This is a genomic window from Hufsiella ginkgonis (assembly GCF_009834915.1).
GTDB lineage: Bacteria > Bacteroidota > Bacteroidia > Sphingobacteriales > Sphingobacteriaceae > Hufsiella > Hufsiella ginkgonis.
The window spans coordinates 766,519-787,434 of sequence record NZ_WVHS01000002.1 but is presented as its reverse complement, the minus strand read 5'-3'; the positions used below and the strand labels follow the sequence as shown (position 1 = coordinate 787,434).

The 20,916-nt window shown below is 52.5% G+C and carries 24 protein-coding genes; 10 read left to right on the top strand and 14 right to left on the bottom strand.

Annotated features, from left to right (window positions below):
• Window positions 1-642 (bottom strand): outer membrane beta-barrel protein, encoded by a 642-nt coding sequence (locus tag GS398_RS10255; RefSeq protein ID WP_160906665.1) that lies wholly within the window; start codon window positions 640-642, stop codon window positions 1-3.
• A 255-nt stretch (window positions 643-897) separates the two neighbouring features.
• Here GS398_RS10255 and mgrA point away from each other — a divergent pair, with 255 nt between their 5' ends.
• The 3 genes from mgrA to GS398_RS10240 all read left to right on the top strand — a co-directional run bounded on the left by mgrA (window position 898) and on the right by GS398_RS10240 (window position 4,619).
• Complete coding sequence (gene mgrA, locus GS398_RS10250) at window positions 898-1,884, top strand: L-glyceraldehyde 3-phosphate reductase (RefSeq protein WP_160906664.1); 987 nt, start codon at window positions 898-900, stop codon at window positions 1,882-1,884.
• Between the two features lie 18 nt (window positions 1,885-1,902).
• Window positions 1,903-4,239, top strand: coding sequence for a DUF2339 domain-containing protein (locus GS398_RS10245; RefSeq protein WP_160906663.1), 2,337 nt, complete (start codon window positions 1,903-1,905; stop codon window positions 4,237-4,239).
• A gap of 182 nt (window positions 4,240-4,421) precedes the next feature.
• Window positions 4,422-4,619: a hypothetical protein gene (locus GS398_RS10240; protein WP_160906662.1), complete on the top strand. Its 198-nt coding sequence runs from the start codon at window positions 4,422-4,424 to the stop codon at window positions 4,617-4,619.
• On the opposite strand, the gene GS398_RS10235 is transcribed toward GS398_RS10240, so the two are convergent.
• Window positions 4,616-5,563, bottom strand: a complete 948-nt coding sequence (locus tag GS398_RS10235; protein WP_160906661.1) for an NADP(+)-dependent, decarboxylating phosphogluconate dehydrogenase — start codon at window positions 5,561-5,563, stop codon at window positions 4,616-4,618. The two genes, GS398_RS10240 and GS398_RS10235, sit on opposite strands and share 4 nt — an antisense overlap.
• Before the next feature lie 68 nt (window positions 5,564-5,631).
• Here GS398_RS10235 and GS398_RS10230 point away from each other — a divergent pair, with 68 nt between their 5' ends.
• Complete coding sequence (locus GS398_RS10230) at window positions 5,632-6,441, top strand: HipA family kinase (RefSeq protein ID WP_439649217.1); 810 nt, start codon at window positions 5,632-5,634, stop codon at window positions 6,439-6,441.
• A complete protein-coding gene (locus tag GS398_RS10225; RefSeq protein ID WP_160906660.1) occupies window positions 6,419-6,808 on the top strand; it encodes a DUF3037 domain-containing protein in 390 nt (129 codons plus the stop codon). The genes GS398_RS10230 and GS398_RS10225 overlap by 23 nt, the downstream gene beginning before the upstream one ends.
• Window positions 6,809-6,833: 25 nt before the next feature.
• Here the strand turns inward: GS398_RS10225 and GS398_RS10220 are convergent, their stop codons facing one another.
• Both GS398_RS10220 and GS398_RS10215 read right to left on the bottom strand, forming a co-directional pair.
• A complete protein-coding gene (locus GS398_RS10220) occupies window positions 6,834-7,628 on the bottom strand; it encodes an SDR family oxidoreductase (RefSeq protein ID WP_160906659.1) in 795 nt (264 codons plus the stop codon).
• Complete coding sequence (locus GS398_RS10215; RefSeq protein ID WP_160906658.1) at window positions 7,628-7,918, bottom strand: hypothetical protein; 291 nt, start codon at window positions 7,916-7,918, stop codon at window positions 7,628-7,630. Before GS398_RS10215 ends, GS398_RS10220 begins: the two co-directional genes overlap by 1 nt.
• Before the next feature lie 75 nt (window positions 7,919-7,993).
• On the opposite strand from GS398_RS10215, the gene GS398_RS10210 reads away from it, so the two are divergent.
• The 3 genes from GS398_RS10210 (at window position 7,994) to GS398_RS10200 (ending at window position 9,612) form a co-directional block, all read left to right on the top strand.
• Window positions 7,994-8,374, top strand: coding sequence for a ribosomal maturation YjgA family protein (locus GS398_RS10210; protein WP_160906657.1), 381 nt, complete (start codon window positions 7,994-7,996; stop codon window positions 8,372-8,374).
• Entirely contained in the window at window positions 8,374-9,141 is a 768-nt protein-coding gene (locus GS398_RS10205) for an oxygenase MpaB family protein (RefSeq protein ID WP_160906656.1), read from the top strand. Before GS398_RS10210 ends, GS398_RS10205 begins: the two co-directional genes overlap by 1 nt.
• A gap of 84 nt (window positions 9,142-9,225) precedes the next feature.
• Window positions 9,226-9,612 (top strand): hypothetical protein, encoded by a 387-nt coding sequence (locus GS398_RS10200; protein ID WP_160906655.1) that lies wholly within the window; start codon window positions 9,226-9,228, stop codon window positions 9,610-9,612.
• Window positions 9,613-9,647: 35 nt separating this feature from the next.
• On the opposite strand, the gene GS398_RS10195 is transcribed toward GS398_RS10200, so the two are convergent.
• From GS398_RS10195 to GS398_RS10185, 3 genes are all read right to left on the bottom strand, one after another.
• On the bottom strand, window positions 9,648-11,567 hold the full coding sequence (locus GS398_RS10195; protein WP_160906654.1) for an OmpA family protein: 1,920 nt from the start codon (window positions 11,565-11,567) through the stop codon (window positions 9,648-9,650).
• 84 nt (window positions 11,568-11,651) lie between these two features.
• Window positions 11,652-12,434, bottom strand: a complete 783-nt coding sequence (locus GS398_RS10190; RefSeq protein WP_160906653.1) for a dienelactone hydrolase family protein — start codon at window positions 12,432-12,434, stop codon at window positions 11,652-11,654.
• A 53-nt stretch (window positions 12,435-12,487) separates the two neighbouring features.
• Window positions 12,488-13,111 carry a 7-carboxy-7-deazaguanine synthase QueE gene (locus tag GS398_RS10185; RefSeq protein WP_160906652.1) on the bottom strand — a complete coding sequence of 208 codons (624 nt, stop codon included), beginning with the start codon at window positions 13,109-13,111 and terminating at the stop codon, window positions 12,488-12,490.
• 84 nt (window positions 13,112-13,195) lie between these two features.
• Between GS398_RS10185 and GS398_RS10180 the strand changes: the two genes are divergently transcribed.
• The gene (locus GS398_RS10180) at window positions 13,196-13,543 is read left to right on the top strand and encodes a Rieske (2Fe-2S) protein (RefSeq protein WP_160906651.1); all 348 of its coding nucleotides are present in this window, start codon (window positions 13,196-13,198) and stop codon (window positions 13,541-13,543) included.
• Between the two features lie 13 nt (window positions 13,544-13,556).
• On the opposite strand, the gene GS398_RS10175 is transcribed toward GS398_RS10180, so the two are convergent.
• The 3 genes from GS398_RS10175 to lepA form a co-directional block, all read right to left on the bottom strand.
• On the bottom strand, window positions 13,557-14,402 hold the full coding sequence (locus GS398_RS10175; protein ID WP_160906650.1) for a CvfB family protein: 846 nt from the start codon (window positions 14,400-14,402) through the stop codon (window positions 13,557-13,559).
• Entirely contained in the window at window positions 14,402-15,286 is an 885-nt protein-coding gene (locus tag GS398_RS10170; RefSeq protein ID WP_160906649.1) for a bifunctional 5,10-methylenetetrahydrofolate dehydrogenase/5,10-methenyltetrahydrofolate cyclohydrolase, read from the bottom strand. Before GS398_RS10170 ends, GS398_RS10175 begins: the two co-directional genes overlap by 1 nt.
• A gap of 101 nt (window positions 15,287-15,387) precedes the next feature.
• The gene (gene lepA / locus GS398_RS10165; RefSeq protein WP_160906648.1) at window positions 15,388-17,175 is read right to left on the bottom strand and encodes a translation elongation factor 4; all 1,788 of its coding nucleotides are present in this window, start codon (window positions 17,173-17,175) and stop codon (window positions 15,388-15,390) included.
• Window positions 17,176-17,216: 41 nt separating this feature from the next.
• On the opposite strand from lepA, the gene GS398_RS10160 reads away from it, so the two are divergent.
• On the top strand, window positions 17,217-18,095 hold the full coding sequence (locus tag GS398_RS10160) for a fructosamine kinase family protein (RefSeq protein ID WP_160906647.1): 879 nt from the start codon (window positions 17,217-17,219) through the stop codon (window positions 18,093-18,095).
• Here GS398_RS10160 and GS398_RS10155 read toward each other — a convergent pair.
• From GS398_RS10155 to GS398_RS10140, 4 genes are read right to left on the bottom strand one after another with little or no spacing between them, the layout of a single operon-like run.
• A complete protein-coding gene (locus tag GS398_RS10155; RefSeq protein WP_160906646.1) occupies window positions 18,092-18,958 on the bottom strand; it encodes a hypothetical protein in 867 nt (288 codons plus the stop codon). The genes GS398_RS10160 and GS398_RS10155 overlap by 4 nt on opposite strands.
• A 55-nt stretch (window positions 18,959-19,013) precedes the next feature.
• On the bottom strand, window positions 19,014-20,198 hold the full coding sequence (locus GS398_RS10150; protein WP_160906645.1) for an acetyl-CoA C-acyltransferase: 1,185 nt from the start codon (window positions 20,196-20,198) through the stop codon (window positions 19,014-19,016).
• A gap of 55 nt (window positions 20,199-20,253) precedes the next feature.
• Entirely contained in the window at window positions 20,254-20,424 is a 171-nt protein-coding gene (locus tag GS398_RS10145) for a type II toxin-antitoxin system antitoxin (RefSeq protein WP_160906644.1), read from the bottom strand.
• A 6-nt stretch (window positions 20,425-20,430) separates the two neighbouring features.
• Complete coding sequence (locus tag GS398_RS10140; RefSeq protein WP_160906643.1) at window positions 20,431-20,916, bottom strand: hypothetical protein; 486 nt, start codon at window positions 20,914-20,916, stop codon at window positions 20,431-20,433.

The following is a 20,916-nucleotide window of genomic DNA, read 5'->3' as shown; positions in this document are numbered from 1 at the left end:
TTAGAACAGGAAGCCGGCAGAAAACGACCAAACACGGTTGGTTTGTTTCCCGTTACCGCCAGAGCCTCCCGGACGAAGGTCGGTAAGGCCCATGCCATATCCTGCACCCAGGGTAAAGCCGCTGCCCATCTGGAATCCGCCGAGGAAATTAACACCAAAGTCGGTACCTTTCAGGTTGTCGCCGGAATCATCGCCAAAGCTGATATCGCTTTTGGTCTCCGCGTTATTGGTGGTCAGCTTGTTTTCACCGGAGATGCCGAAACCTGCATACGGGCCTGCGCCGAGGAACAGATTGGTACCCTTGCCGGTCCCCAACGGGAGCTTAGCCACAAAGTTCACCGGTACTTCAATCCAGAGCGTGTTTTGCTCTGCCTGCAGGTTATTGTTGTCGATGTACTTTCCGCCTTTACCCTGCAGGGAAATACCCGGCTGGATAGAGAACATGCTGCTTAAAGGCGCATCCGCGTACCCGGTAACATGGAAATTAGTGGTGGTTTTGGTATCAGGGTCTTTACCGTCTACCTGTTTGAACTGGTATTTGGGCAAGCTTACACCGCCTTTTAAACCAAATTTCACCGTCGACTGTGCATATGATGCTCCACCTATCAGGGAAGCGATCGCGAGTATAATTACCTTTTTCATTTTATATGTATGTTTAGTACACCGCCTTAAATACAATGATTTTGCCAGAATCGCTTATGTAACCATAATCTGGCTGGTTGATAGGTATTTATACGTTTTAAACTACAGGCCGCGCTACCCGACTATATCCGCTGATTTGACGGGTATTTGTTGCAGGCTGTATTTATTACTGGACAGACCATCCCGGTCAACCTTTTTCCTTTCATCTTTCACCTTTAACATAAAACACGTAATATCGTACCAAACCCCATTTATATGTACCAAGCTTCCGATTCACGTTACCAATCCATGACCTATCGCCGTTGCGGCAACAGCGGGTTAAAACTACCTGAGATGTCGCTGGGCTTATGGCATAACTTCGGGCATGTTAATATGCTCGAAAACAGCCGGAACCTGTTAACCACCGCGTTCGATAACGGCATCACCCATTTCGACCTGGCCAATAATTACGGGCCGCCCCCGGGATCCGCCGAAGAAAACTTTGGCAAGATCCTTTGGGACGATTTCCGCAGCTACCGCGACGAGCTGGTGATCTCCAGCAAGGCGGGATATCATATGTGGGAAGGGCCATACGGCGAATGGGGATCGAAAAAATACCTTGTTTCCAGCCTCGACCAGAGCCTCAAAAGAATGAAGCTCGATTACGTAGATATCTTTTATCACCACCGGCCCGACCCGGAAACTCCCCTGGAGGAGACCATGACGGCGCTTGATCTCATCGTGCGGCAAGGCAAAGCCTTATACGTGGGCATTTCCAATTATGATGCGGAAGGAGCAAAAAAGGCCATCGATATCCTCCGCAAACTTGGCACGCCCTGTCTCATCCACCAGCCTAAATATTCTATGTTCGAACGTTGGGTAGAAGACGGGTTACTGGATGTGCTGGGCGATGAAGGTGTGGGCTGTATCCCGTTCTCGCCGCTGGCGCAGGGGTTGCTCACGGATAAGTACTTGCATGGCATCCCCGCGGATTCACGTGTGGCCACCAGCGGCGTGTTCCTTAACCGGGAGCACATCACGCCCGGGCGGCTCGAAAAGATCCGTCAGCTGAACGGCCTTGCTCAGCAGCGCGGACAAAAGCTGGCGCACATGGCGCTTTCCTGGATCCTGAAAGATCCGCGCATCACCTCGGTGCTCATTGGCGCCAGTAAGCCGGAGCAGATCACAGATTCGCTCAGGAGCCTGGCAAATACACATTTCACGGAGGAAGAGATCGGCCAGATCGACAAGATTTTGGCTTAAAAACAAGTTGTTTTACTTATGGAGATTCTAACGATCGTACTCCTGGTGTTGATCATTGTCATCCTCCTGAATGGCAATTTTAAAACCGGCGACCGGATCGGGCAATTGGAGAGCCGGATCAACGCGCTCCACCAGCTGCTGAAACAATTCCAGGAACTTCCAAAACCTGAACGTCACAAACCGGCAACCGTAACGCATCCTGCCCCGGCAGAAAAACCGGCAGTAGAAAAGCCACCGGTGATCGTCCGCGAACCGGAAGTGGTAGCCTTCAAAGAAATGATTGAGCCGCCTGCACCGGTAAAGGCTGTTCCGGAAAGGGTACCCGTAAGGGTATCAGCCCCGGAGCCGAAACTTTCCTTTTTTGAAAAACATCCAGACCTCGAGAAATTTATCGGGGAAAACCTCGTGAATAAGATCGGGATCGCTATACTGGTGCTGGCCATCGGATATTTCGTAAAGTACGCCATCGATAAGGACTGGGTTAGCGAGGCCGGCCGGGTGGCCACCGGTATCGCCTGCGGCGGAATACTTATCGGTATTGCGCACCGGATGCGAAACAGTTACAAAGCGTTCAGCTCGGTGCTGGTGGGCGGCGGCCTGGCCGTATTTTATTTTACCATTACGCTGGCGTTCCATGAATTTCACTTATTTACGCAAGTCACCACCTTTGTGATCCTGATCGGTATCACGGCCTTCGCGGTAGCGCTTGCTTTGCTTTACGACAAACAGGAGATCGCAGTTATCGCACTGCTGGGCGGATTGGCGAGTCCATTTATGGTGAGTACCGGGAAGGCCGATTACAACGCCCTGTGTGTATACCTGGTGCTGCTCAATACGGGTTTGCTGGTTATTTCCATTTATAAGTCATGGCGTATCCTGAACGCGTCGGCCTTTGCTTTAACCGTGATCGTGTTTGCCGGCGTAGTCTGCAGCCTGGAGATATCCACCTATAAAACCGGGTTTATTTATGCGGGTGTGCTTTACCTTTTGTACACGGTCATCAATATCGCCCATGCCGTAAAGGAGGGCAAGAAGTTTATCGCGTCTGATTTTAGCATCCTGCTGATCAATACCGGGCTCTATTTCTCGGCAGGCTTATACCTTCTTAACAGGATGGAGGCGACCGCGTTCCGCGGGATGTTTACTGCGAGCCTCGGGGCGGTAAACCTGGTGCTTACATGGCTGTTATTCCGCAGCCCGAAAACGGACCGGAATATCTTGTTCCTGTTCATCGGTATCACCTTGTCGTTTATCTCATTAACTGCGCCAATCCAGTTAAGCGGTCATTATATCACCTTGTTCTGGGCAACGGAGACGGTATTGTTGTACTGGCTGTTCCAGAAATTGTCCATTAAATTATTGGGCACCAGTGCGCTGCTGGTTTGGCTGGCTATGGTCGTCAGCCTGGTGATGGATTGGCTAAACGTATACGGTACCGCCGGCGCACCCGTTGCGGTGATTGCCAACAAAGGGTTTATTACGTCGCTATTCGCAGGGAGCTGCACGGCAGTGCTTGCCCGCCTGGCAAAAAACGGGGAAAGCGACCGGCTGCATTTCTTTAAGATGAACCTGCCTGTGCTCCGCATTGCCACCGTCCTGGTGTTTTTTATCGGTGGCGCCGCGGAAGTAAATCACCAGTTCACCAGCCATTTCCCGGGCACCGGGTTGAACCTTATTTACCTGATGTTGTACCTGCCCCTGTTTGTATGCGGCTTACAGCTGGTAATCCGCATGCTTAAGATGGAGGTCGATCAGATGATCATCTTTTTCGTGCTGGCCGGCTGCATACTTGTTTATTTCGCGTTTATTCCTTCGTTTTTTGATGCGCAGTACGAGACGCTGGAGCACCATGGGTATCCGTATGCCCATTTTAATGCACATTGGGCGGCTGCGATTTTTCTTGGTATCGTGATCCGGGATATGGCCCGGATGCTGAAGCTTTTTAACCCGAACGCACGGAATACATTTACGTGGCTGCTTTCCATGGCGGTGGTGGCGTTCCTTAGTGTCGAAATAAACATGGCTGCTAACAGTCTCTTTTATTCCGGGGCCGGCTCTCTCGCCCGGATCGGGGATGTGTATACCCGTACCGGTCTGCCAATTTTATGGGGTCTCCTTTCTTTTGCGCTGATGTGGATGGGCATGCGCGCAAAAGCCCGGAACCTGCGCATAATCTCGCTTACGCTTTTCACCATCACCCTGGTGAAACTGTTCACCTACGATATCATCCATATACCCGCCGCGGGGAAGATCGCTGCTTTCTTTTGCCTTGGCATTCTATTGCTGATCATTTCGTTTATGTACCAGAAAGTTAAAAAGATCATTGCAGAAGATGAGCCGCTAAAGATCGACTGATATTTTTCCGCTGCTGCGGAATAACATGGCTATGCCTGCTGGCGTTAACAAGCGCCGGGCAGCAAAATTTTCGCTTTCGCGCGAAGATCCCGGTCGTCGATTCGCCAGGTTTTTATAAAATCCTTCTTAAGCCGGAACGGTGGCGCTGTGCCGCTGGGGCTTGCCTGATCTGAGGCTGTAGGATGACCGGGATAAGTGGCCAGGTACCTGGCTTCCCGGGCAGCGACGATATTTCGAACTGGTACGCCATCCGCGAGTTTGCAGATCTTCAGCCGGCCGGCGGGGGTGGGGGCACTTCCTTCGAGCAGCAGCCGGAGATCCCGGAAAGCAACTACAAGTTTAAAATAGAGATCAATGGCAGGAACAATAAGACCGCTTAGAAGGGGAATCCGCCTACACGCCCGTGTTTTCGTTCGTACTTAATGGCCTCGTCGGGTCCGAACGGGTGCCCGCCAAAGCCGTTGCGCATCATAGCCACCGCCCGCGCCCAGGTATGTTCCGAATCGCGGGACGCGATCAGCTGCATGATCGACTGCGCAATAACCGGCACCGAAACCTCCATTTGCATGGCATCATGCACCAGCCAGTTCACTTCGCCGGTATCTTCCACGTAAGAAGGTACGTTAAAGCCCTGTTTTTCGTCGTAAAGCCGTTTCATCAGTTCCACCAGCCACGACCGGATCACCGACCCGTTGTTCCACGTAAGCAGGATCTCGCTGATATTCAATTGTTCCGGGTAGTGCGATAGCAGGTCCATGCCCTCGCCGATGGCCTGCAGCATACCGAATTCGATGCCATTGTGTACCAGTTTCACGAAATGGCCCGAGCCGGATCCGCCGGTATGCGTATACCCATTTGGCACGGCCATGGCGCGCAGGAAGCCCGCAAGCTGGTTCACCGCCGCCGTTTCGCCGCCCACCATAAAACAGGCGCCGTTTCTTGCGCCATCCACGCCGCCGCTGGTTCCGCAATCTACCAGGTGAATACCTTGCTCGCGCAGTGTTTGCGCACGGCGGATGCTGTCGCCCCAGTAAGAGTTTCCGCCGTCTACGATAATATCGCCCGGTTGCAGTAACGGCATAAGTTGCGCGATCAGGTCGTCGATGGCCTTCCCGGCAGGAATATAGATGAAGATCTTCCTGGGGCCGTCCAGCCTGGCTGCCAGGTCTGCGAGGCTGTCTGCCAGCACCAGCCGGGAGTTTTCCGGTAGCGACACCGCATAAGGGTCGTAACCAACAATATTATATCCTAACTCCGTTGCGTGGATGGCCAGGTTAAGCCCCATTTTGCCGAGGCCAATGATGGCGAATGTGTTTGCGTTCATATACAATGATAAGGATTAACAGGTAACAAATTAATGAGTAAGGTTAATGCGGAAGGAATAATATCTTTATGGCGGGAGAAGTAATGAATAAAGAAATAACACTTCGTACGGTGAATGTCACCCGCTATGTAACGCCCTTGCGCGAAGGCGGATCGCTTCCCGCGATCGCGGAGGCTGACGACGGTTTTTTATACGTGCTCAAATTCCGGGGAGCAGGGCAGGGGGTAAAGGCGCTCATTGCCGAGCTGATCGGTTGCGAGGTCGCCCGTGCTCTCGGGTTAAAGGTCCCCGAGCTGGTGTTTGCTAACCTCGACGAATCATTCGGCCGCACGGAGCCCGATGAGGAGATCCAGGGCCTGCTGAAGTTTAGCGTTGGCCTGAACCTGGCGGTCCATTACCTGGCGGGCTCCATCACGTTCGATCCCGTTGTAACGCGGCCCGATGCCTTCCTCGCTTCGCAGATCGTGTGGCTGGACTGCCTGCTTACCAACGTAGACCGCACGGCCCGGAACACCAATATGCTGATATGGCACAAAGAGTTATGGCTCATTGATCATGGTGCATCGCTGTATTTTCACCATAGCTGGGATAACTGGGAGACGCAGGCCAAACGACCGTTTTTACAGGTAAAAGACCATGTATTATTGCCTTTGGCAACGGAACTTGCCCGGGTAAACGAAATTTCCCGCGCCGTCCTTACACCCGGCAGGATCAGGCAGATCGTTTCGTTAGTTCCCGGCGACTGGCTGGAGAATTGGCCGTCCGGGGAGTCTGCCGCGGAAATCAGGGACGTATATGCGCAATTTCTTACCGGGAGGATCGCCTCCTCGGATGTTTTTTTAACCGCTGCAGAAGATGCCAGGACCGGACATTTTTGAGTACGCCGTGATCCGTGTGATGCCGAGGGCAGAGCGCGGTGAGTTCCTGAATGTCGGGGTGATCTTGTATTGCAAGCGCCAGAAGTTTCTCGGGCTGCTGTTTAGCCTTGACGAACAACGACTCGGCGTGTTCTCCCGGGAGCTTGACCTGGGTGAACTGCAAGTACAGCTCGAAGCTTTTACAGAGATTTGCCGGGGAACAAAAAAGGGGGGGCCGATTGCGATGCTGGAAATGGCCGAACGGTTCCGGTGGCTTACCGCGGCCCGCAGTACCGTATTGCAGGGCTCGGCGGTACACCCGGGGTTATGTACCGATGCGGGGGGGACGCTGGAAAAGCTGTATGCTGAGATGGTCTTATCCTATTAAACGGACCATGCGATGCGACCTTTACTCAGGCCAGGCCGTCGAACTTGTAGCCCAATACTGATTCCGCTTTTTTACTAAGAACTAGCTTCCATAGGATAAGCTCGTCGATAAATTCGGGCACAGGCAAACCGGAAATGTTAGCGGCCCGCTCATAGAAATCTTTCTTTTCCGGGTGATCTGCTGAGCAGGCGTTGAATATATCGCCGAATGCGTCGTGCACTAATATCGCTTTGGTGATCCCGATGCAATCGTAGAGCTGTACCAAATTAACCGGTGCTTTGCCATTGGCGATCTGTTTCTTGCCCGCGAAAAATCGTCCCGGGTCACGGCCCGGCCCGATGAGGCCCCCAAAACGGATCACCGTTGTTTTAAATTCCGGGCAGCTTCTAAGCAGGTTTTCCGCGTTAAGCAGGAGTTTGCCGGAATCACTGTCGGGCTGCGGCGGGGTATCCTCATCAACGATCGAATTGTGATCGCCATACACGCCCGTGGAACTGGTAAAGATCAGCCGGGGAACCTTGTATCGTATCGCCGCTTTTTTTAGGTATTCGAGCCGGGTAAGATAGTCTTCCGCACCGTCCCGGCCGCGTTTAGGAGGCAGCGTAACGATCAAAACATCGCAGGTAAAGAAACCCGGATCGGTTTGACCAGGTTTTTTGCCCAGCTCGATGAGGAACGGCTGGATACGCTTTCCGCCGAGCAAGTCTAATTTATCTGCGGAAGTAGTCGAACCTTTTACGGTAAAACCGTCACCTACCAGCGATTCTGCCAGCGGAAGGCCGTACCAGCCACAGCCAAGTATGGAGATCGTTTTAAACATCAACGCGGAGCGATATTGTTGCCGGTTTCCGCAATTTCAGCAAAGTTTTCGGTATCCAGGAAACTCTTCATGGTATTACTGGCATAGTTGCCGGTAAAGAAGAAATGAGTGCTGTTTACCAGTCTTGCAAACGACTGCCGCGGCAACGTGCCGGAAAATGTGCAATTGCGGACGCCCTTCGCGCCAAGGGTAGTTGTCACCCAGGTGCCGGGTTTTGCCGGTCGGGCAATTCCTTTGACCGGGAATATCGCGGTTAGCAGTAAACGGAACAAGATCAGGCTGTTTTTCATCGAACCGCATATTACTGCTTTATCCCTTTGAATTCAAGATAATATTGATAACTTTGTATATCAAAGTACTTTTCTATGGCGATTTTAAAACTTACGTTCAATAAAAGGTATTTCGCCATAGCGGTGCTGTTGTTCCTGTGTGAGGTATACATAGCTGCTTTTGTGAACGACACGTTCATCCGCCCGGTTTTTGGCGATTACCTGGTGGTGATCCTGGTATATTGTTTTATAAAAAGCTTTTTTAATATGCCGGTTCACGTTACGGCGTTGGGGACACTGTTGTTCTCGTACCTGATGGAGTGGTTTCAGTATATCCATCTTAACCGGGTGCTGGGGCTCGAGAATTCCAAATGGGCACATTTGCTAATGGGAAGTTTTTTCCAGTGGGCAGACATAATTGCGTATACGGCAGGCATCCTTACCGTGGTGCTGGTAGAAAATAGAAGGAGGAAGTGATGAATTTATTTGTTGATAAAAACTCGATTGTACGCCAGGTATGGGGCAAAGCAGATACCATCCTGTTCATATTTGCCGGCGCATCCGCGGAATTTGCCGTAAATAAGGCCGTAGATTGGCTTTACTATACCGGGAAGCTGCCTGCGGATCCGCTGGGCCGGTTGTTTTCTACCGTGGAATATGCGCGAATGATCATCTTCTCTGACTACGATGAGGCGATCCGGTCTATCGACAAGATCGCCGCCATTCATCGTGGAGTGGAAGCGAGCCGCGGGCGCAATATTCCCGACTGGGCGTATCGCGATGTGTTATTTATGCTCATCGACTATTCGATCCGCTCGTTCGAACTGCTGGAGCGGAAGCTGTCGGACGCCGAAAAACGGGAAATATTCCTGGTTTTTTACCGTGTGGGGCACCGGATGGGCCTAACGGGCCTGCCTGCCGATTACGAAGCCTGGGTAGTGATGCGTGCCGGACATTTGCAGCAGAACCTGGTGTACAGTCATTTTTCAAAGGACCTTTACCGGCAATATAAAAAGCATCTCGGGTTTGCCAGGTACCAGGTGCTCCGGCAAGCCCAGCAAGTGATGGCGCCGCCACGGGTGCGGCGACTGTTATCGCTGGGCGAGATCCCGTTCCTCGCCCCGGTTATCCTGCTCTATAAATTCTCCCGCAAGGTGAAACTCGACAAGCTGTTGAAAGAGGCCATTCTTCCGCAGGACTACCAGCGGCAGATTAACGCGCTCGACCGTTATGCCCGGCAGTAGGCGGCGCCAAATTGAGATCATTTTAAACAACCCTTGGTATCGATTGTATTTAACAGGCGTTACAACGCTGTTTTTTATCGGACCATGGACTATACTACGCAACTAACCTGGCTATTTACATTGGCGATCCCGATTGCATGTGTGGCCTGGACTGTCACGCACGAGCAGATCTTTTACGAGCCCCGGGAATATTGCAAACAATGCAGCGAGAAGGGCAGGACCCTTTTTATCCGTAAATTCTTTTACGTATTTACCTGCGAATATTGCTTTAGTTTTTACGTAACGGCTTTTTTTATCGCCCTCACCGATTACCAATTGCTGCTTACCGGCTGGCGCGGATACCTCATCGCCGAGTTCGCGCTGATGTGGATAGCCAATATTTATATGAGCTTATTCCTGTTTCTCCGTACAGGCATCAAAAAAGAAAATGTGGAAAGCAAAGTGCTGGAGGAGGAGATGAAAACTAAATAAGTGCGAAATAGGCCCGGCATCAGGCAAAAATCCGCCTATTTGGCGGTAACCCTGAACTCCGTCCTCCTGTTCGTTTTTCGCCCCTCTTCAGTGGCATTGTCTGCAATAGGCTTCCCGGCTCCGTAACCTTTAAACGTAAGCCTTTTTGCTGCAATTTTATTGGCTACCAGGAACTCATAAACCGCTTTAGCCCTGTTTTCTGAAAGTACCTGGTTTAATTTATCGTCGCCCTTGTTATCGGTATGTCCGCTGATCTCGATCACCAGGGAAGGGTTGGCTGTTAACAGCTTAATCAGTTCCTGCAGTTCTGAGCGCGATTCTGGCAGCAACTCATATTTATTGGTATTAAAGAACACGTTATTGAGTACCACCATACCTCCCACTTCGATCTTTTCCAAAAGGGCCCTGACCAGGAACGGCCTGGCTACAGAAGCGGGGGTAGTAAGCGTAAAATTGGCGGAATAAAACAAGTATCCTTCTTTTTCGATCGCCAGCGCGATCACTTTTCCTGCCGGCAAAGTAGCCAGGAATTCGCCGCTTCCGGGATCTGAGGTGTCGTCGTACAATAATTCGCCGCTGGTTACGTCAGTGATGCGGAGCGTAGCAAACAAGAGCTCGCCGGTTTTTTTGTCGGCCACGGTGCCTTTTACATAAGTAACAGGTTTAGGCGCTATTTTGGCAGGAAGCCCGAAGGAAAAGAGGTCCATTCCCTTCGAATCGTCGGCCTTCGTGGCAGAAAAGAATGCCGTTTTCCCGTCGCTGCTAATGGTCAGCCCGGTTTCTTCCCCGGCCGTATTGATGGGATAACCGAGATTTTGCGGAGTTTGCCAGTTACCCTGCGCATCTTTCCGGGAGAGGAATATGTCCCTGTTTCCAAGGCCGGGCCACCCGTTGGAAGAGAAATAGAGCGTTTCGTTGTCTGCGTGGATAAACGGCGCCTGTTCATCATACGGCGTGTTCACTTTTGGCCCGAGGTTTACCGGTTGCGACCATTCGCCGCCTTCCACCAGGCTGCTTTTCCAGATGTCGTAGCCGCCAATGCCGCCGGTACGATTGCTCACAAAATAAAGGGTCCGCCCATCAGGGCTGATGGAGGGCTGCGACTCCCAGCCGTCCGTATTTACCGGCGGCCCGATGTTAAATGGTTTGGCCCATTCCTTTCCTTCTCTCCGGGTGAGGTAAATATCGCAGCGTCCTTTGCCATCGGGCCGGTTGCAGCCGGTAAAGAACAGGTACAACCCGTCCGGGGAAATACATTGAGCGCCCTCGTTAAACTGTGGCGTGTTAATGGCAGAACTGAGCGGGGAAGCGGTAGTCCATTTTCCGTCGATGAGGTTGCTTTTATAAAAGTCTTCGTTCTGGCCAATGCGACGGGTGAAAATGAGCGTTTCGCCATCCGCGGTTAGCACCGGGAAATACTCATGGTCGTTAGTATTTACGCCGTCGTTAAGCCGTACGGGTTTAAACGGCACCGGGTCGCTCACCGCCTTAAGGCTGAATTCCGCATCGCCGATGTATTTTGCAATAAGCTTACGGGTAGCCTCCAGGATGTCAGGGTAGCTTTCATATTTACGGAGATGCTGCAGGGCGGATGTATAGTCGGCGGTGTTAAGCTCGCTTTCTGCCAGGCCCAGGTAAGTACCCCGGTAAAACTCCGGGTCGATGGCAAGCACTTTCCGGTAGTTCTCTTTCGCGGAGGTATAGTCCTGGCGGATCCTCGCAAGGTCGCCCATTTGTTGCCAGGCTTTTGCGAAACGCGGATCGAGTTTCACCGCTTTACCCAGGAGTTCGGCGGCTTGTCCATATGATTTGATAGCGATCATCCTGCCGGCCTGTTCATACGCCTGCTGTGCCTCCTTGTTCGGTGAATTTGCTTGAAGCTGGGCATATCCTATTTGCATGTGACCACATAACAGGAAGAAAAGCGCCAGGGACAGGCTGAAACGGGACATCATTTTCGAGATATTATCAAGTCAGCTGCGCGGCAGGACCTGCAGCAGGCGCCGGCGTAAGATCTAAACGTAAAATGCCTGGGGTAATTATTGCTTAGCAAATATTTCAGCCAGGAACAGTTTCATATCCTGCCAGGAACGCTTTGCTGCCAGCTCGTTGTAAGCGGCGCCTTTGGAGTTGTCGTTCCCGGCCTCTTTCTGGGTAAATGAGTGCACCGCGTTGGCGTAATAGTTCATTTGCCATACCGCTTTGGTGTCGCGCATTTCCTGCTGGAATTTTTTGATCTCTGCTTCCGGTTCATAAGGGTCGTCGGCCCCGTGCAACACCAGTACTTTCGGTTTGATGGCATCTGCCGGGCGTTTTTCATCTTTAGCAAGCCCGCCATGGAAAGATACCACGCCCTTTACGGGAAAGTTGGCACGTGCCGCCTCAATGGCGCCGGTGCCGCCAAAGCAATAACCGATCACGGCGATGCGGTTGGGATCAGCGCCCAGCTTAACCAGTTCGGTGATCGCGGCTTTGATCCGGCCCTGGTAGATCTGCCAGTTCGTTTTGTAATATCCGGCTTTCTCACCGGCTTCTTTCATGTCCTTAGGACGTGCATTCGTTCCGTACGCATCGGCGGCAAACGCGTTGTAGCCGAGCAGGCTCAGTTTACGGGCAGATTCTTTCTCGTGATCGGTGAGGCCAAGCCATTGATGCAGGATCACCACCCCGGGAGCGCCGGGTTTAGCGATGTTCGCTTTTACAAAATAGCCGGTCAGCCCGGTGGTACCGTCTTTGTAAACAACATTCTTTCCCTGGGCGAAAACTGCGGCAGGCATAGCCAGGAGAACAATTAATGGAAGGATTAACGACGAAAGTTTCATGTGGATTTGTGTTGAGGATTTACCTGTTTAAACGTATAAAAACGCCGGATGGTTTACGGGATATTGAGATATTTATGCGTTTGCAGCGAAATTTCCCATTGTGGATTCTGCATTACGTAATCCACAATTAAGGGCGTAACCAATTGGTGTTTAGACCATTCTGGTTGGAAGTAACGCTTGCACCCCGGCGAAACCAGCCGTGCATGTTCTTCGCCCCATTTAAAGTCGCTTTGGTTGAACACGATCACTTTCAGCTCGTGAGCGGCTGCCGCGATGGATTTTACCGGCGCCTTAAATTTCTTGGGCGACAGGCAGATCCAGTCCCAATGGCCCGAAAGCGGGTAAGCGCCCGATGTTTCAATAAATGTTTTTATCCCGCGCGCTCTCAGCTTGGCGGTAAGGTAATCGAGGTTATAAATGAGCGGTTCGCCGCCTGTAATCACTACGGCCTTCCCGGGATATTTCGCCGCATTTTCAACGATCTGGTCGGCGGCGGTAAGCGGGTGCAGCCCGGCATCCCAGCTTTCCTTCACATCGCACCAGTGGCAGCCCACATCACATCCGCCAAGGCGTATAAAATAAGCCGCCTTGCCTGTATTGTATCCTTCGCCCTGGATGGTGTAAAACTCTTCCATCAGGGGCAATAATGTTCCGTCGTCTGGTACCTGGTGCGCCATAAGCCCGCAAAAGTACGAAACACTGCCCGAAAACGCGGGTATTTACTATCTTCCCCTGTTATATTACATGCAGATGAAGTTTTAATGGAACGGAACTGGATCAAAGTTTCCCCGCCGATAACCGGGGCCGAAGATTTTGTGAAACCTGTGCTCGCCGACGGCAAAAAGCTGGCGCTGGTGTTCGGCGATGGAAAGTACTTCGCTACGCAATCTTATTGTCCGCATGCCGGCGCCGATCTGTCACGGGGCTGGTGCAAGTCCGGTAAGCTGATCTGCCCGCATCACCGGTATGAATATGACCTGGTTACAGGCCGCGGAAACCCGTTGCAGGGCGATTACATCGATGTATACCCCGTGGAGGCGCGTGCGGATGGTATCTACGTGGGTTTCGAGGTGAAAAAGAGTTTGTGGGAACGTTTTTTCGGGAAATGATCGGCTTAACGTATCACTCCTTATTATCGCCGTGCACCAATTTCAATTCATGGTCGGAGAGGGTAATGAGCCGCTCCTTGTACAACATGCCGATCGCCTGTTTAAAGGATTTCTTGCTCATTTTAAGCCGGTAGCGGATTTCTGCCGGGTCGCTTTTGTCACCAAGGTCGAGCACCCCGCCGTTTGCTTTTATCATATTGAGTATGAAATCTTTAGACTCAAGTATGAAATCGAATCCCACCTGGCGCATACTCAGGTCGATCTTACCGTCTTCCTGTCGTATCTTTTTGATGTAGCCGGTACATGACTGGCCGATCTGCAGGTTTTCGTACACTTCGTCGCGGTAGAGCAGGCCAGGATAACGGTTGTTGATGATGGCGCTGTAACCCAGGTCGCTGATATCGGTGATGAGCAGGCTCACTTCTTCGCCTTCTTCCAGGTCCTGCAGGTCGGTATCGAGGTGTTCGTCGAGCCAGGTGGTGGCAACCAGCTTTCCATCCTGCTCGTCGAGGTACACATATACCACGTAACTTTTCCCTGCCTCTAGCGGCAGCCGCTGTTTAGAAGAAATAAAGAGGTCTTTGTCGATACCGAGGTCAAGGAATGCGCCGTTGTCTGTGGTGTCGACCACTTTCAGATACGCGAAATCGCCGGTACAGGCATACGGGCGTTTACTGGTAGCTACCAGCCGGCCGTCTTTGTGGTGGTACACATAATAGAAAACATCGTCGCCAACCTGCACGTCGTTGGGTACCTGCGGCTTCGGCAGCAATACATCCTGCTCACCGTCGGTAAGGACCAGGCCCTCTGCCGTACTTTTCTTAACGCGAAGGTGATTATAGGTGCCGATGTGTATCATTAGTCGTTCCCGTAGATTTCTTTTTTTGCGGATGCAAGGGTGTTTTTTAGCAGCCCGATGATGGTCATGAGCCCCACGCCGCCCGGTACCGGGGTAATGTATGCACATTTTGGCGCTACGGCCTCAAAATCCACGTCTCCATATAATTTGTAGCCCGATTTGGTGGCTGCCGAAGTCTCGCGGTTAATGCCTACATCGATCACTACGGCGCCTTCTTTTACCATGCCGGCCGTGATGAAGTTCTTTTTCCCGATCGCAGCAATGATGATATCGGCTGAACGCACCACGTCGTCCAGGTTTTTGGTACGGCTATGGGTGAGGGTTACGGTGCAGTTACCGGGGTAGGCATTACGGGCCATCAGGATGCTCATGGGACTTCCCACGATATTACTTCTGCCGACTACCACGCAATGTTTACCGGAGGTTTCGATCTTATATTCTTCCAGCAGCAACAAGATCCCGTAAGGTGTCGCCGGGATAAAGCAGGGGAGATTGCGCATCATGCGGCCGAGGTTCACCGGGTGAAAGCCGTCCACGTCCTTGTGGTGATCGATGGTGGCGGTTACCTTTTCGGGATCGATGTGCTTAGGCAGCGGCAGCTGGACGATCAGGCCGTCTACATAAGGGTCCCGGTTAATTTCTTCGATCTTGGCAAGGAGCTCGGTTTCAGACACCGATTCATCGTAGCGCACCAGCGTGGACTTGAAGCCGACTTTCTCGCAATTCTTCATCTTGCTGGCCACATAGGTTTCGCTTCCGCCATCGTGACCCACCAGGATCGCCGCCAGGTGAGGCTGACGGCCGGTTGTTGCCAACACCGCCGCCGCTTCGGCGGTTATTTCTTCTTTGAGCTTTTCTGATACGTATTTTCCGTCGAGTAACATTTGTTTGAGTTGGACGTGAGACGTTTAACGTTCTACGTTTAATTCGCGTAACAATATAGACCACGTTTAACGGCTGTTTAGGCACGTAAAACGTCCGGCGTTTAATCCAGTTTCAGCACCGCCATAAACGCCGATTGCGGGATTTCTACATTGCCCACGGACCGCATGCGTTTCTTGCCTTTTTTCTGCTTTTCCAGCAGTTTCCGCTTACGCGAGATGTCGCCGCCATAACATTTTGCCGTCACGTCTTTGCGGAGCGCGCGTACGCTTTCGCGGGCGATGATCTTAGCGCCGATCGAAGCCTGGATGATGATCTCGAACTGCTGGCGCGGGATCAGCTCCCGGAGCTTTTCGCAGATCTTTTTCCCGAATTCGTAGGAGTTGCTGCGGTGGATCAGCGAGGAAAGGGCGTCAACGGGTTCTCCGTTCAGCCTGATGTCGAGCCGTACCAGGTCCGATTGTTTATATCCTGTCTGGTGGTAATCGAATGAAGCGTACCCTTTAGAGATCGTCTTCAGCCTGTCGTAGAAGTCGAATACGATTTCGCCCATCGGCAGCTCGAAAGTTAGCTCCACCCGATCAGCAGTGAGGTAGGATTGGTTTATGATAACGCCTCGTTTCTGGATACAAAGCGACATTACCGGCCCCACGAACTCGGATTTGGTAATGATGCTGGCTTTGATGAACGGTTCTTCCACGAACTCCAGTTTATTGGGATCGGGCAGGTCCGAAGGATTATTGACGATGATCTCATCGCCTTTGGTGGTATAGGCCTTATAGGATACGTTCGGCACGGTAGTGATCACCGTCATGTCGAACTCGCGTTCGAGGCGTTCCTGGATAATTTCCATATGCAGCATCCCCAGGAAGCCGCAGCGGAAACCGAAGCCAAGCGCTGCCGAAGATTCAGGCTCGAATACGATAGAAGCGTCGTTTAGCTGCAGCTTGTGCATACTTTCGCGCAATTCCTCGAATTCGTCGGTGTCTACCGGGTAGATACCGGCAAATACCATCGGTTTTACCTCTTCAAAACCCTGTATAGCGGTAGTGCTCGGGCGGTCAACATGGGTAATGGTATCGCCCACCTTCACTTCCCGCGCTTCCTTTATCCCTGAAATGATGTAACCCACGTCACCCGTTTTGATCACATCCCTGGGCTCCTGGTTCAGTTTTAGGATACCCACTTCATCGGCGCCGTATTCTTTGCCGGTGGCGATGAACTTTACTTTATCATTTTTGCGGATCTCGCCGTTCACCACCTTAAAATAAGCGATGATGCCGCGGAACGAGTTAAAAACGGAGTCGAAGATCAATGCCTGGAGCTCGCCGCGGGGATCGCCTTCCGGCGCCGGAACGCGTTCTACGATAGCGCGCAGGATATCAAAAACGCCCATACCCGATTTACCGGAGGCGGGAATGATCTCTTCGCGTTTACAGCCGATCAGCTCTACGATCTGGTCTTTCACTTCCTCGGGCATGGCCCCGGGAAGATCCATTTTATTGAGTACAGGAATGATCTCGAGGTCCTGTTCAAGTGCCAGGTATAAGTTGGAAATGGTTTGTGCCTGTATGCCTTGTGAAGCATCCACGATAAGCAGTGCGCCTTCGCATGCGGCGATCGAGCGGGATACTTCGTATGAAAAGTCGACGTGCCCGGGCGTATCGATGAGGTTCAGGACATATTTCTGTCCGTCGAGCTCATAGTTCATCTGGATGGCATGACTTTTTATGGTGATACCGCGTTCGCGCTCCAGGTCCATATCGTCCAGCAGCTGCGCTTTTTCGTCGCGTTTGGAAATGGTTTGCGTGTATTCCAGCAGGCGATCGGCGAGCGTGCTCTTCCCGTGGTCAATGTGTGCAATTATGCAGAAATTACGAATATGCTTCATCAGTTGCGCAAAGATAGGCTTTTAGCCCTAATTTTAGAACGATGTTCCCAGATGACCTGTTGTTAAAGCATATCGAGCCGCTCATAGCCGGCGATAAGGAGCGCATTCCGCTACGGGTGATGCGCGAAGTTTCTGGCGGAAGTATCAATAATTGTTACCAGTTAAAGAGCGGCGGCAGGTTGTTCTTCCTGAAAGTGAATGATCACCAGCGGTTTCCGGGGATGTTCGACGCCGAAAAACGCGGGCTGGAGCTCCTTGGGAAGTATGGCGCTCCTGTACCTGCGGTGGTAACTTCCGGCAGTTTCAGCACCCGGCAGTTCCTGCTGATGGAATGGATCGCTCCCGGTGCCGGTAACCACCTGTCGCAGGCCGCGCTTGGCCGGGAACTTGCCGCGCTGCACGGGCATGCGGGTATACAATTTGGCCTCGATCACCACAATTACATGGGTTCGCTGGCGCAGCGAAATGACCAGGGCAGCTCGTTCACCGACTTTTTTGTGACCTGCCGGCTGCTCCCGCAGGTAAAGCTGGCGGCAGATCAGCGGCTGCTGGATAGTTCGCTGGTGAAACGGTTCGGGCAGCTTTGCACCGCCTTTCACGGGTTGTACCCGCATGAAAAGCCGGCGCTGGTGCATGGCGATTTTTGGGGAGGTAATTACCTCATCGCCGACGGCGGGAAGCCCGTGCTCATCGATCCGGCGGTCGCGTGGTCGCACCGTGAAACGGACCTTGCAATGACCAGGCTGTTCGGCGGATTTACCGAGGCTTTCTATGCGTCTTATATCGAGTTATTTCCGCTCGCCGCCGGCTGGCAATCGCGTATCCCGTTATGGAATCTTTACCCGTTGCTTATCCACCTCAACCTCTTTGGTACGGGGTATCTCGGGCAGGTAAAAGCGGCGCTGGCCCGGTTTGTTTAAAGCTTACGCTGGATATTTTTAATGGTTCCCGGTAATTTCGGGTCGTTAAAAAGCTCGTCTTTCGCCGAAGGGGGATTGGTTAGCCGAAGGTCGCTCTGCAGGCGCCAGCGGCCGTTGGCAAGCCGGAAGGCGTCGTACGACATGTCGGGACCATAGGTGTCAAATGCGCCCTTCATGCGGTCGTCCATGGGAGCGAGATGGTCGAAAACGACAGTGGAGGTAGCCGGCTGCCATTTCAGGAGCATGGTGGCTTTTCGCGAGTATTCGAAAATGATCCGTTTACTGTTGACATTGTCTTTATCTCCGTCGAAAACCGGCATGCCGAACACCGGTTTATTGTCTTTGAAAGACAGCACTTCAATTACTTTACGGGTAGATTTTACCGTGTTCCCTTTCCAGCCGAGGAGCAGGTAATACGGCACACGTGCTGAGTAGACCGGGATGATCGAGTAGTATTGGGCACCGTACCACTTGCTGTTGTCGGTAACGGTATCTTTTGGATTTTTTATGGCGGGGGTATAATCCACCAGGCCGTGCATGAGCAGTTTACCGTCGGGGTTATTCATTTGCACGGCGCCATAGTAGCGGTAGCTGCCATCATCGAACATCACGTACCAGCTAAAGATCCGGAACTTACGGTCGGGCGGGTATTGGATACTAATGGTTTTTAACGAGTCGAAACTATAGTTAAAGGAATTCGGTGTCTTAAGCGCTCTTACCAGCAGCTTCGCAAAAGCGTAAGAGGAATTAAGCCGCTCGGGACCTGAGGCATCGTTAATGATCTTGTTCCCGTAAATCACCAGGCTATCCTGGTAAAGGTTAAGCTGCGTACGGTATTTGGCAGCATCTGTGTGCTGGGCCATGACGCCGTTCCCGCATAAAATCAGTAGTAGGAGGGAGAGATAAGCGCGCATCATATTAGCTGGCAGACAGGTTTTCGATCACAATTGCGCTGGCGCCACCGCCACCGTTGCAAATTCCGGCCACACCGTACCGGGCATTATTTTGCTGAAGTACATGGAGCAGCGTCACCAGGATCCTGGCGCCGGATGCGCCAAGCGGGTGCCCCATAGAAACCGCGCCGCCATTCACATTTACCCGGGCCGGGTCGAGCTCCAGTGCCCTGTTATTGGCGATGGATACCACGGAGAAGGCCTCGTTTATTTCGTAAAAGCTGATATCGGCGGGGGTAAGGCCTGCATTTAAGATGGCTTTCGGGATCGCCTTCGACGGTGCGGTGGTAAACCACTCCGGCAGCTGCTGTGCATCGGCGTATCCGCAGATACGGGCAAGCGGCTTAAAGCCATGTTGCCGTACGGCGTCTTCCCCGGCAAGTACGAGGGCTGCAGCGCCGTCGTTCAAAGTCGAGGCGTTGGCGGCCGTTACGGTACCGTCGCCGGCGAAAACGGGTTTCAGCGAAGGGATCTTTTCGAAGTTTACAGCACTGGTCTCCTCGTCTTTTTCGAACAGGGTTACATTTCCCTTTTTATCTTTTAATTCTACCGCGATGATCTCTTTGTCGAAAAGCCCCCTCGCCTGCGCGTCTTGTGAGCGGCGGTAGGAGGTGATGGCAAATTCGTCCTGGTCGGCGCGCGAAATACCGCACTCGGCGGCACATAATTCCGCAGCCGAACCCATGTGGTAGTCGTTATACACGTCCCAAAGACCGTCTTTTAACAGGCTGTCTATCAATTGCCCATGGCCGAGCCGGTAGCCCGTACGGGCCTTTTCCAGGTAATAAGGCGCGTTGCTCATGCTTTCCATACCGCCAGCAATGCGCACGCTTCCCGGTTCGAGCGCAATGGCCTGGGCTGCCAACATTACCGCCTTCATTCCCGAGGCGCAAACTTTATTTACGGTGGTAGCGGGCAGGTCGGGCAAGCCGGCAAATTTAGCGGCTTGTGTGGCAGGCGCCTGGCCAAGGCCGGCCGATAATACGTTGCCCATCAGTACTTCCTGAACCAGCTGCGGGTCGACGGCCGCGCGCGCCACCGCCTCCCTGATCGCTATCGCCCCGAGATGAGGCGCAGTAAGCGAAGAAAGGCTCCCGCCAAAGCTCCCGATAGGGGTGCGAACAGCGGAAAGGATGTATACTTGTTTCATGGGTCGTTAATTAGGGTTACAACGCTGGCAGTCGTTTTTTCGTACAAGTATAAGGTTAAGTTTCGGGAGCGGATTTTTTCGGGCGCTTTTTCCGGGCCTTCAGCGCTTCGCTCAGCAGGAACTCGATCTGCCCGTTGGTACTCCTGAACTCGCAGGCAGCCCATAATTCGATCTCCTGTAAGGTATCGGCGCTGATGCGCAGCACAAATGCTTTTTTTTCGGCCATGGTATCTCAGCTAACGATCTGGTCCAGGTGATACTCGCTTTGCAGGTTTGACAGGAACGACGCAAGCTCCATGGGTTTGCGGGTTCCGATGAGCAATTTCCTGCCGCTGTTAAATTCAAGCTGCAGCCCGTTATGGCCCGACATATTCACGGCGGTACCCGCCCCGAAAGCGAACCTGTATCCCCACCCGCCATATTCCATCAGCGGGCTGTATTCCCTCAGCTTTGCTTTGCGGATGCCGGTCCACGGGTAGGTTTTTAGCGGCTGGAATGGTGCAAACCGGTACGAGATCCCTGTTTCGTCGATCACTGTTTCCAGTTTCAGCGCCTTAAACACCAAAGCCACGGCCACCGAAACAGCCAGCCCGATGGCCAGCGGTGTTATTGCGATCTTTTCCCGCCCGGTAAGCACCAGGATGAGCATCAGTATTTCTGGGATAAAGACCAGCGCGATAATCAGCGGGTTAAAATGTTGTTCCTCGCGGTATTTCAT

Bases quoted from the DNA above. Each gene is read 5' to 3' on its own strand.
- GS398_RS10220 (WP_160906659.1), bottom strand. From the start codon at position 7,628: ATGTTTAAAACGATCTCCATACTTGGCTGTGGCTGGTACGGCCTTCCG.
- GS398_RS10140 (WP_160906643.1), bottom strand. From the start codon at position 20,916: ATGAAATACCGCGAGGAACAACATTTTAACCCGCTGATTATCGCGCTG.
- GS398_RS10225 (WP_160906660.1), top strand. From the start codon at position 6,419: ATGCCAGGACCGGACATTTTTGAGTACGCCGTGATCCGTGTGATGCCG.
- GS398_RS10195 (WP_160906654.1), bottom strand. From the start codon at position 11,567: ATGATGTCCCGTTTCAGCCTGTCCCTGGCGCTTTTCTTCCTGTTATGT.
- GS398_RS10190 (WP_160906653.1), bottom strand. From the start codon at position 12,434: ATGAAACTTTCGTCGTTAATCCTTCCATTAATTGTTCTCCTGGCTATG.
- GS398_RS10170 (WP_160906649.1), bottom strand. From the start codon at position 15,286: ATGTTACTCGACGGAAAATACGTATCAGAAAAGCTCAAAGAAGAAATA.
- GS398_RS10185 (WP_160906652.1), bottom strand. From the start codon at position 13,111: ATGGCGCACCAGGTACCAGACGACGGAACATTATTGCCCCTGATGGAA.
- GS398_RS10175 (WP_160906650.1), bottom strand. From the start codon at position 14,402: ATGATACACATCGGCACCTATAATCACCTTCGCGTTAAGAAAAGTACG.
- GS398_RS10235 (WP_160906661.1), bottom strand. From the start codon at position 5,563: ATGAACGCAAACACATTCGCCATCATTGGCCTCGGCAAAATGGGGCTT.
- GS398_RS10205 (WP_160906656.1), top strand. From the start codon at position 8,374: ATGAATTTATTTGTTGATAAAAACTCGATTGTACGCCAGGTATGGGGC.
- GS398_RS10180 (WP_160906651.1), top strand. From the start codon at position 13,196: ATGGAACGGAACTGGATCAAAGTTTCCCCGCCGATAACCGGGGCCGAA.
- GS398_RS10255 (WP_160906665.1), bottom strand. From the start codon at position 642: ATGAAAAAGGTAATTATACTCGCGATCGCTTCCCTGATAGGTGGAGCA.
- GS398_RS10160 (WP_160906647.1), top strand. From the start codon at position 17,217: ATGTTCCCAGATGACCTGTTGTTAAAGCATATCGAGCCGCTCATAGCC.
- GS398_RS10210 (WP_160906657.1), top strand. From the start codon at position 7,994: ATGGCGATTTTAAAACTTACGTTCAATAAAAGGTATTTCGCCATAGCG.
- GS398_RS10145 (WP_160906644.1), bottom strand. From the start codon at position 20,424: ATGGCCGAAAAAAAAGCATTTGTGCTGCGCATCAGCGCCGATACCTTA.
- GS398_RS10155 (WP_160906646.1), bottom strand. From the start codon at position 18,958: ATGGCCCAGCACACAGATGCTGCCAAATACCGTACGCAGCTTAACCTT.
- GS398_RS10240 (WP_160906662.1), top strand. From the start codon at position 4,422: ATGACCGGGATAAGTGGCCAGGTACCTGGCTTCCCGGGCAGCGACGAT.
- lepA (WP_160906648.1), bottom strand. From the start codon at position 17,175: ATGAAGCATATTCGTAATTTCTGCATAATTGCACACATTGACCACGGG.
- mgrA (WP_160906664.1), top strand. From the start codon at position 898: ATGTACCAAGCTTCCGATTCACGTTACCAATCCATGACCTATCGCCGT.
- GS398_RS10200 (WP_160906655.1), top strand. From the start codon at position 9,226: ATGGACTATACTACGCAACTAACCTGGCTATTTACATTGGCGATCCCG.
- GS398_RS10150 (WP_160906645.1), bottom strand. From the start codon at position 20,198: ATGAAACAAGTATACATCCTTTCCGCTGTTCGCACCCCTATCGGGAGC.
- GS398_RS10245 (WP_160906663.1), top strand. From the start codon at position 1,903: ATGGAGATTCTAACGATCGTACTCCTGGTGTTGATCATTGTCATCCTC.
- GS398_RS10215 (WP_160906658.1), bottom strand. From the start codon at position 7,918: ATGAAAAACAGCCTGATCTTGTTCCGTTTACTGCTAACCGCGATATTC.
- GS398_RS10230 (WP_439649217.1), top strand. From the start codon at position 5,632: ATGGCGGGAGAAGTAATGAATAAAGAAATAACACTTCGTACGGTGAAT.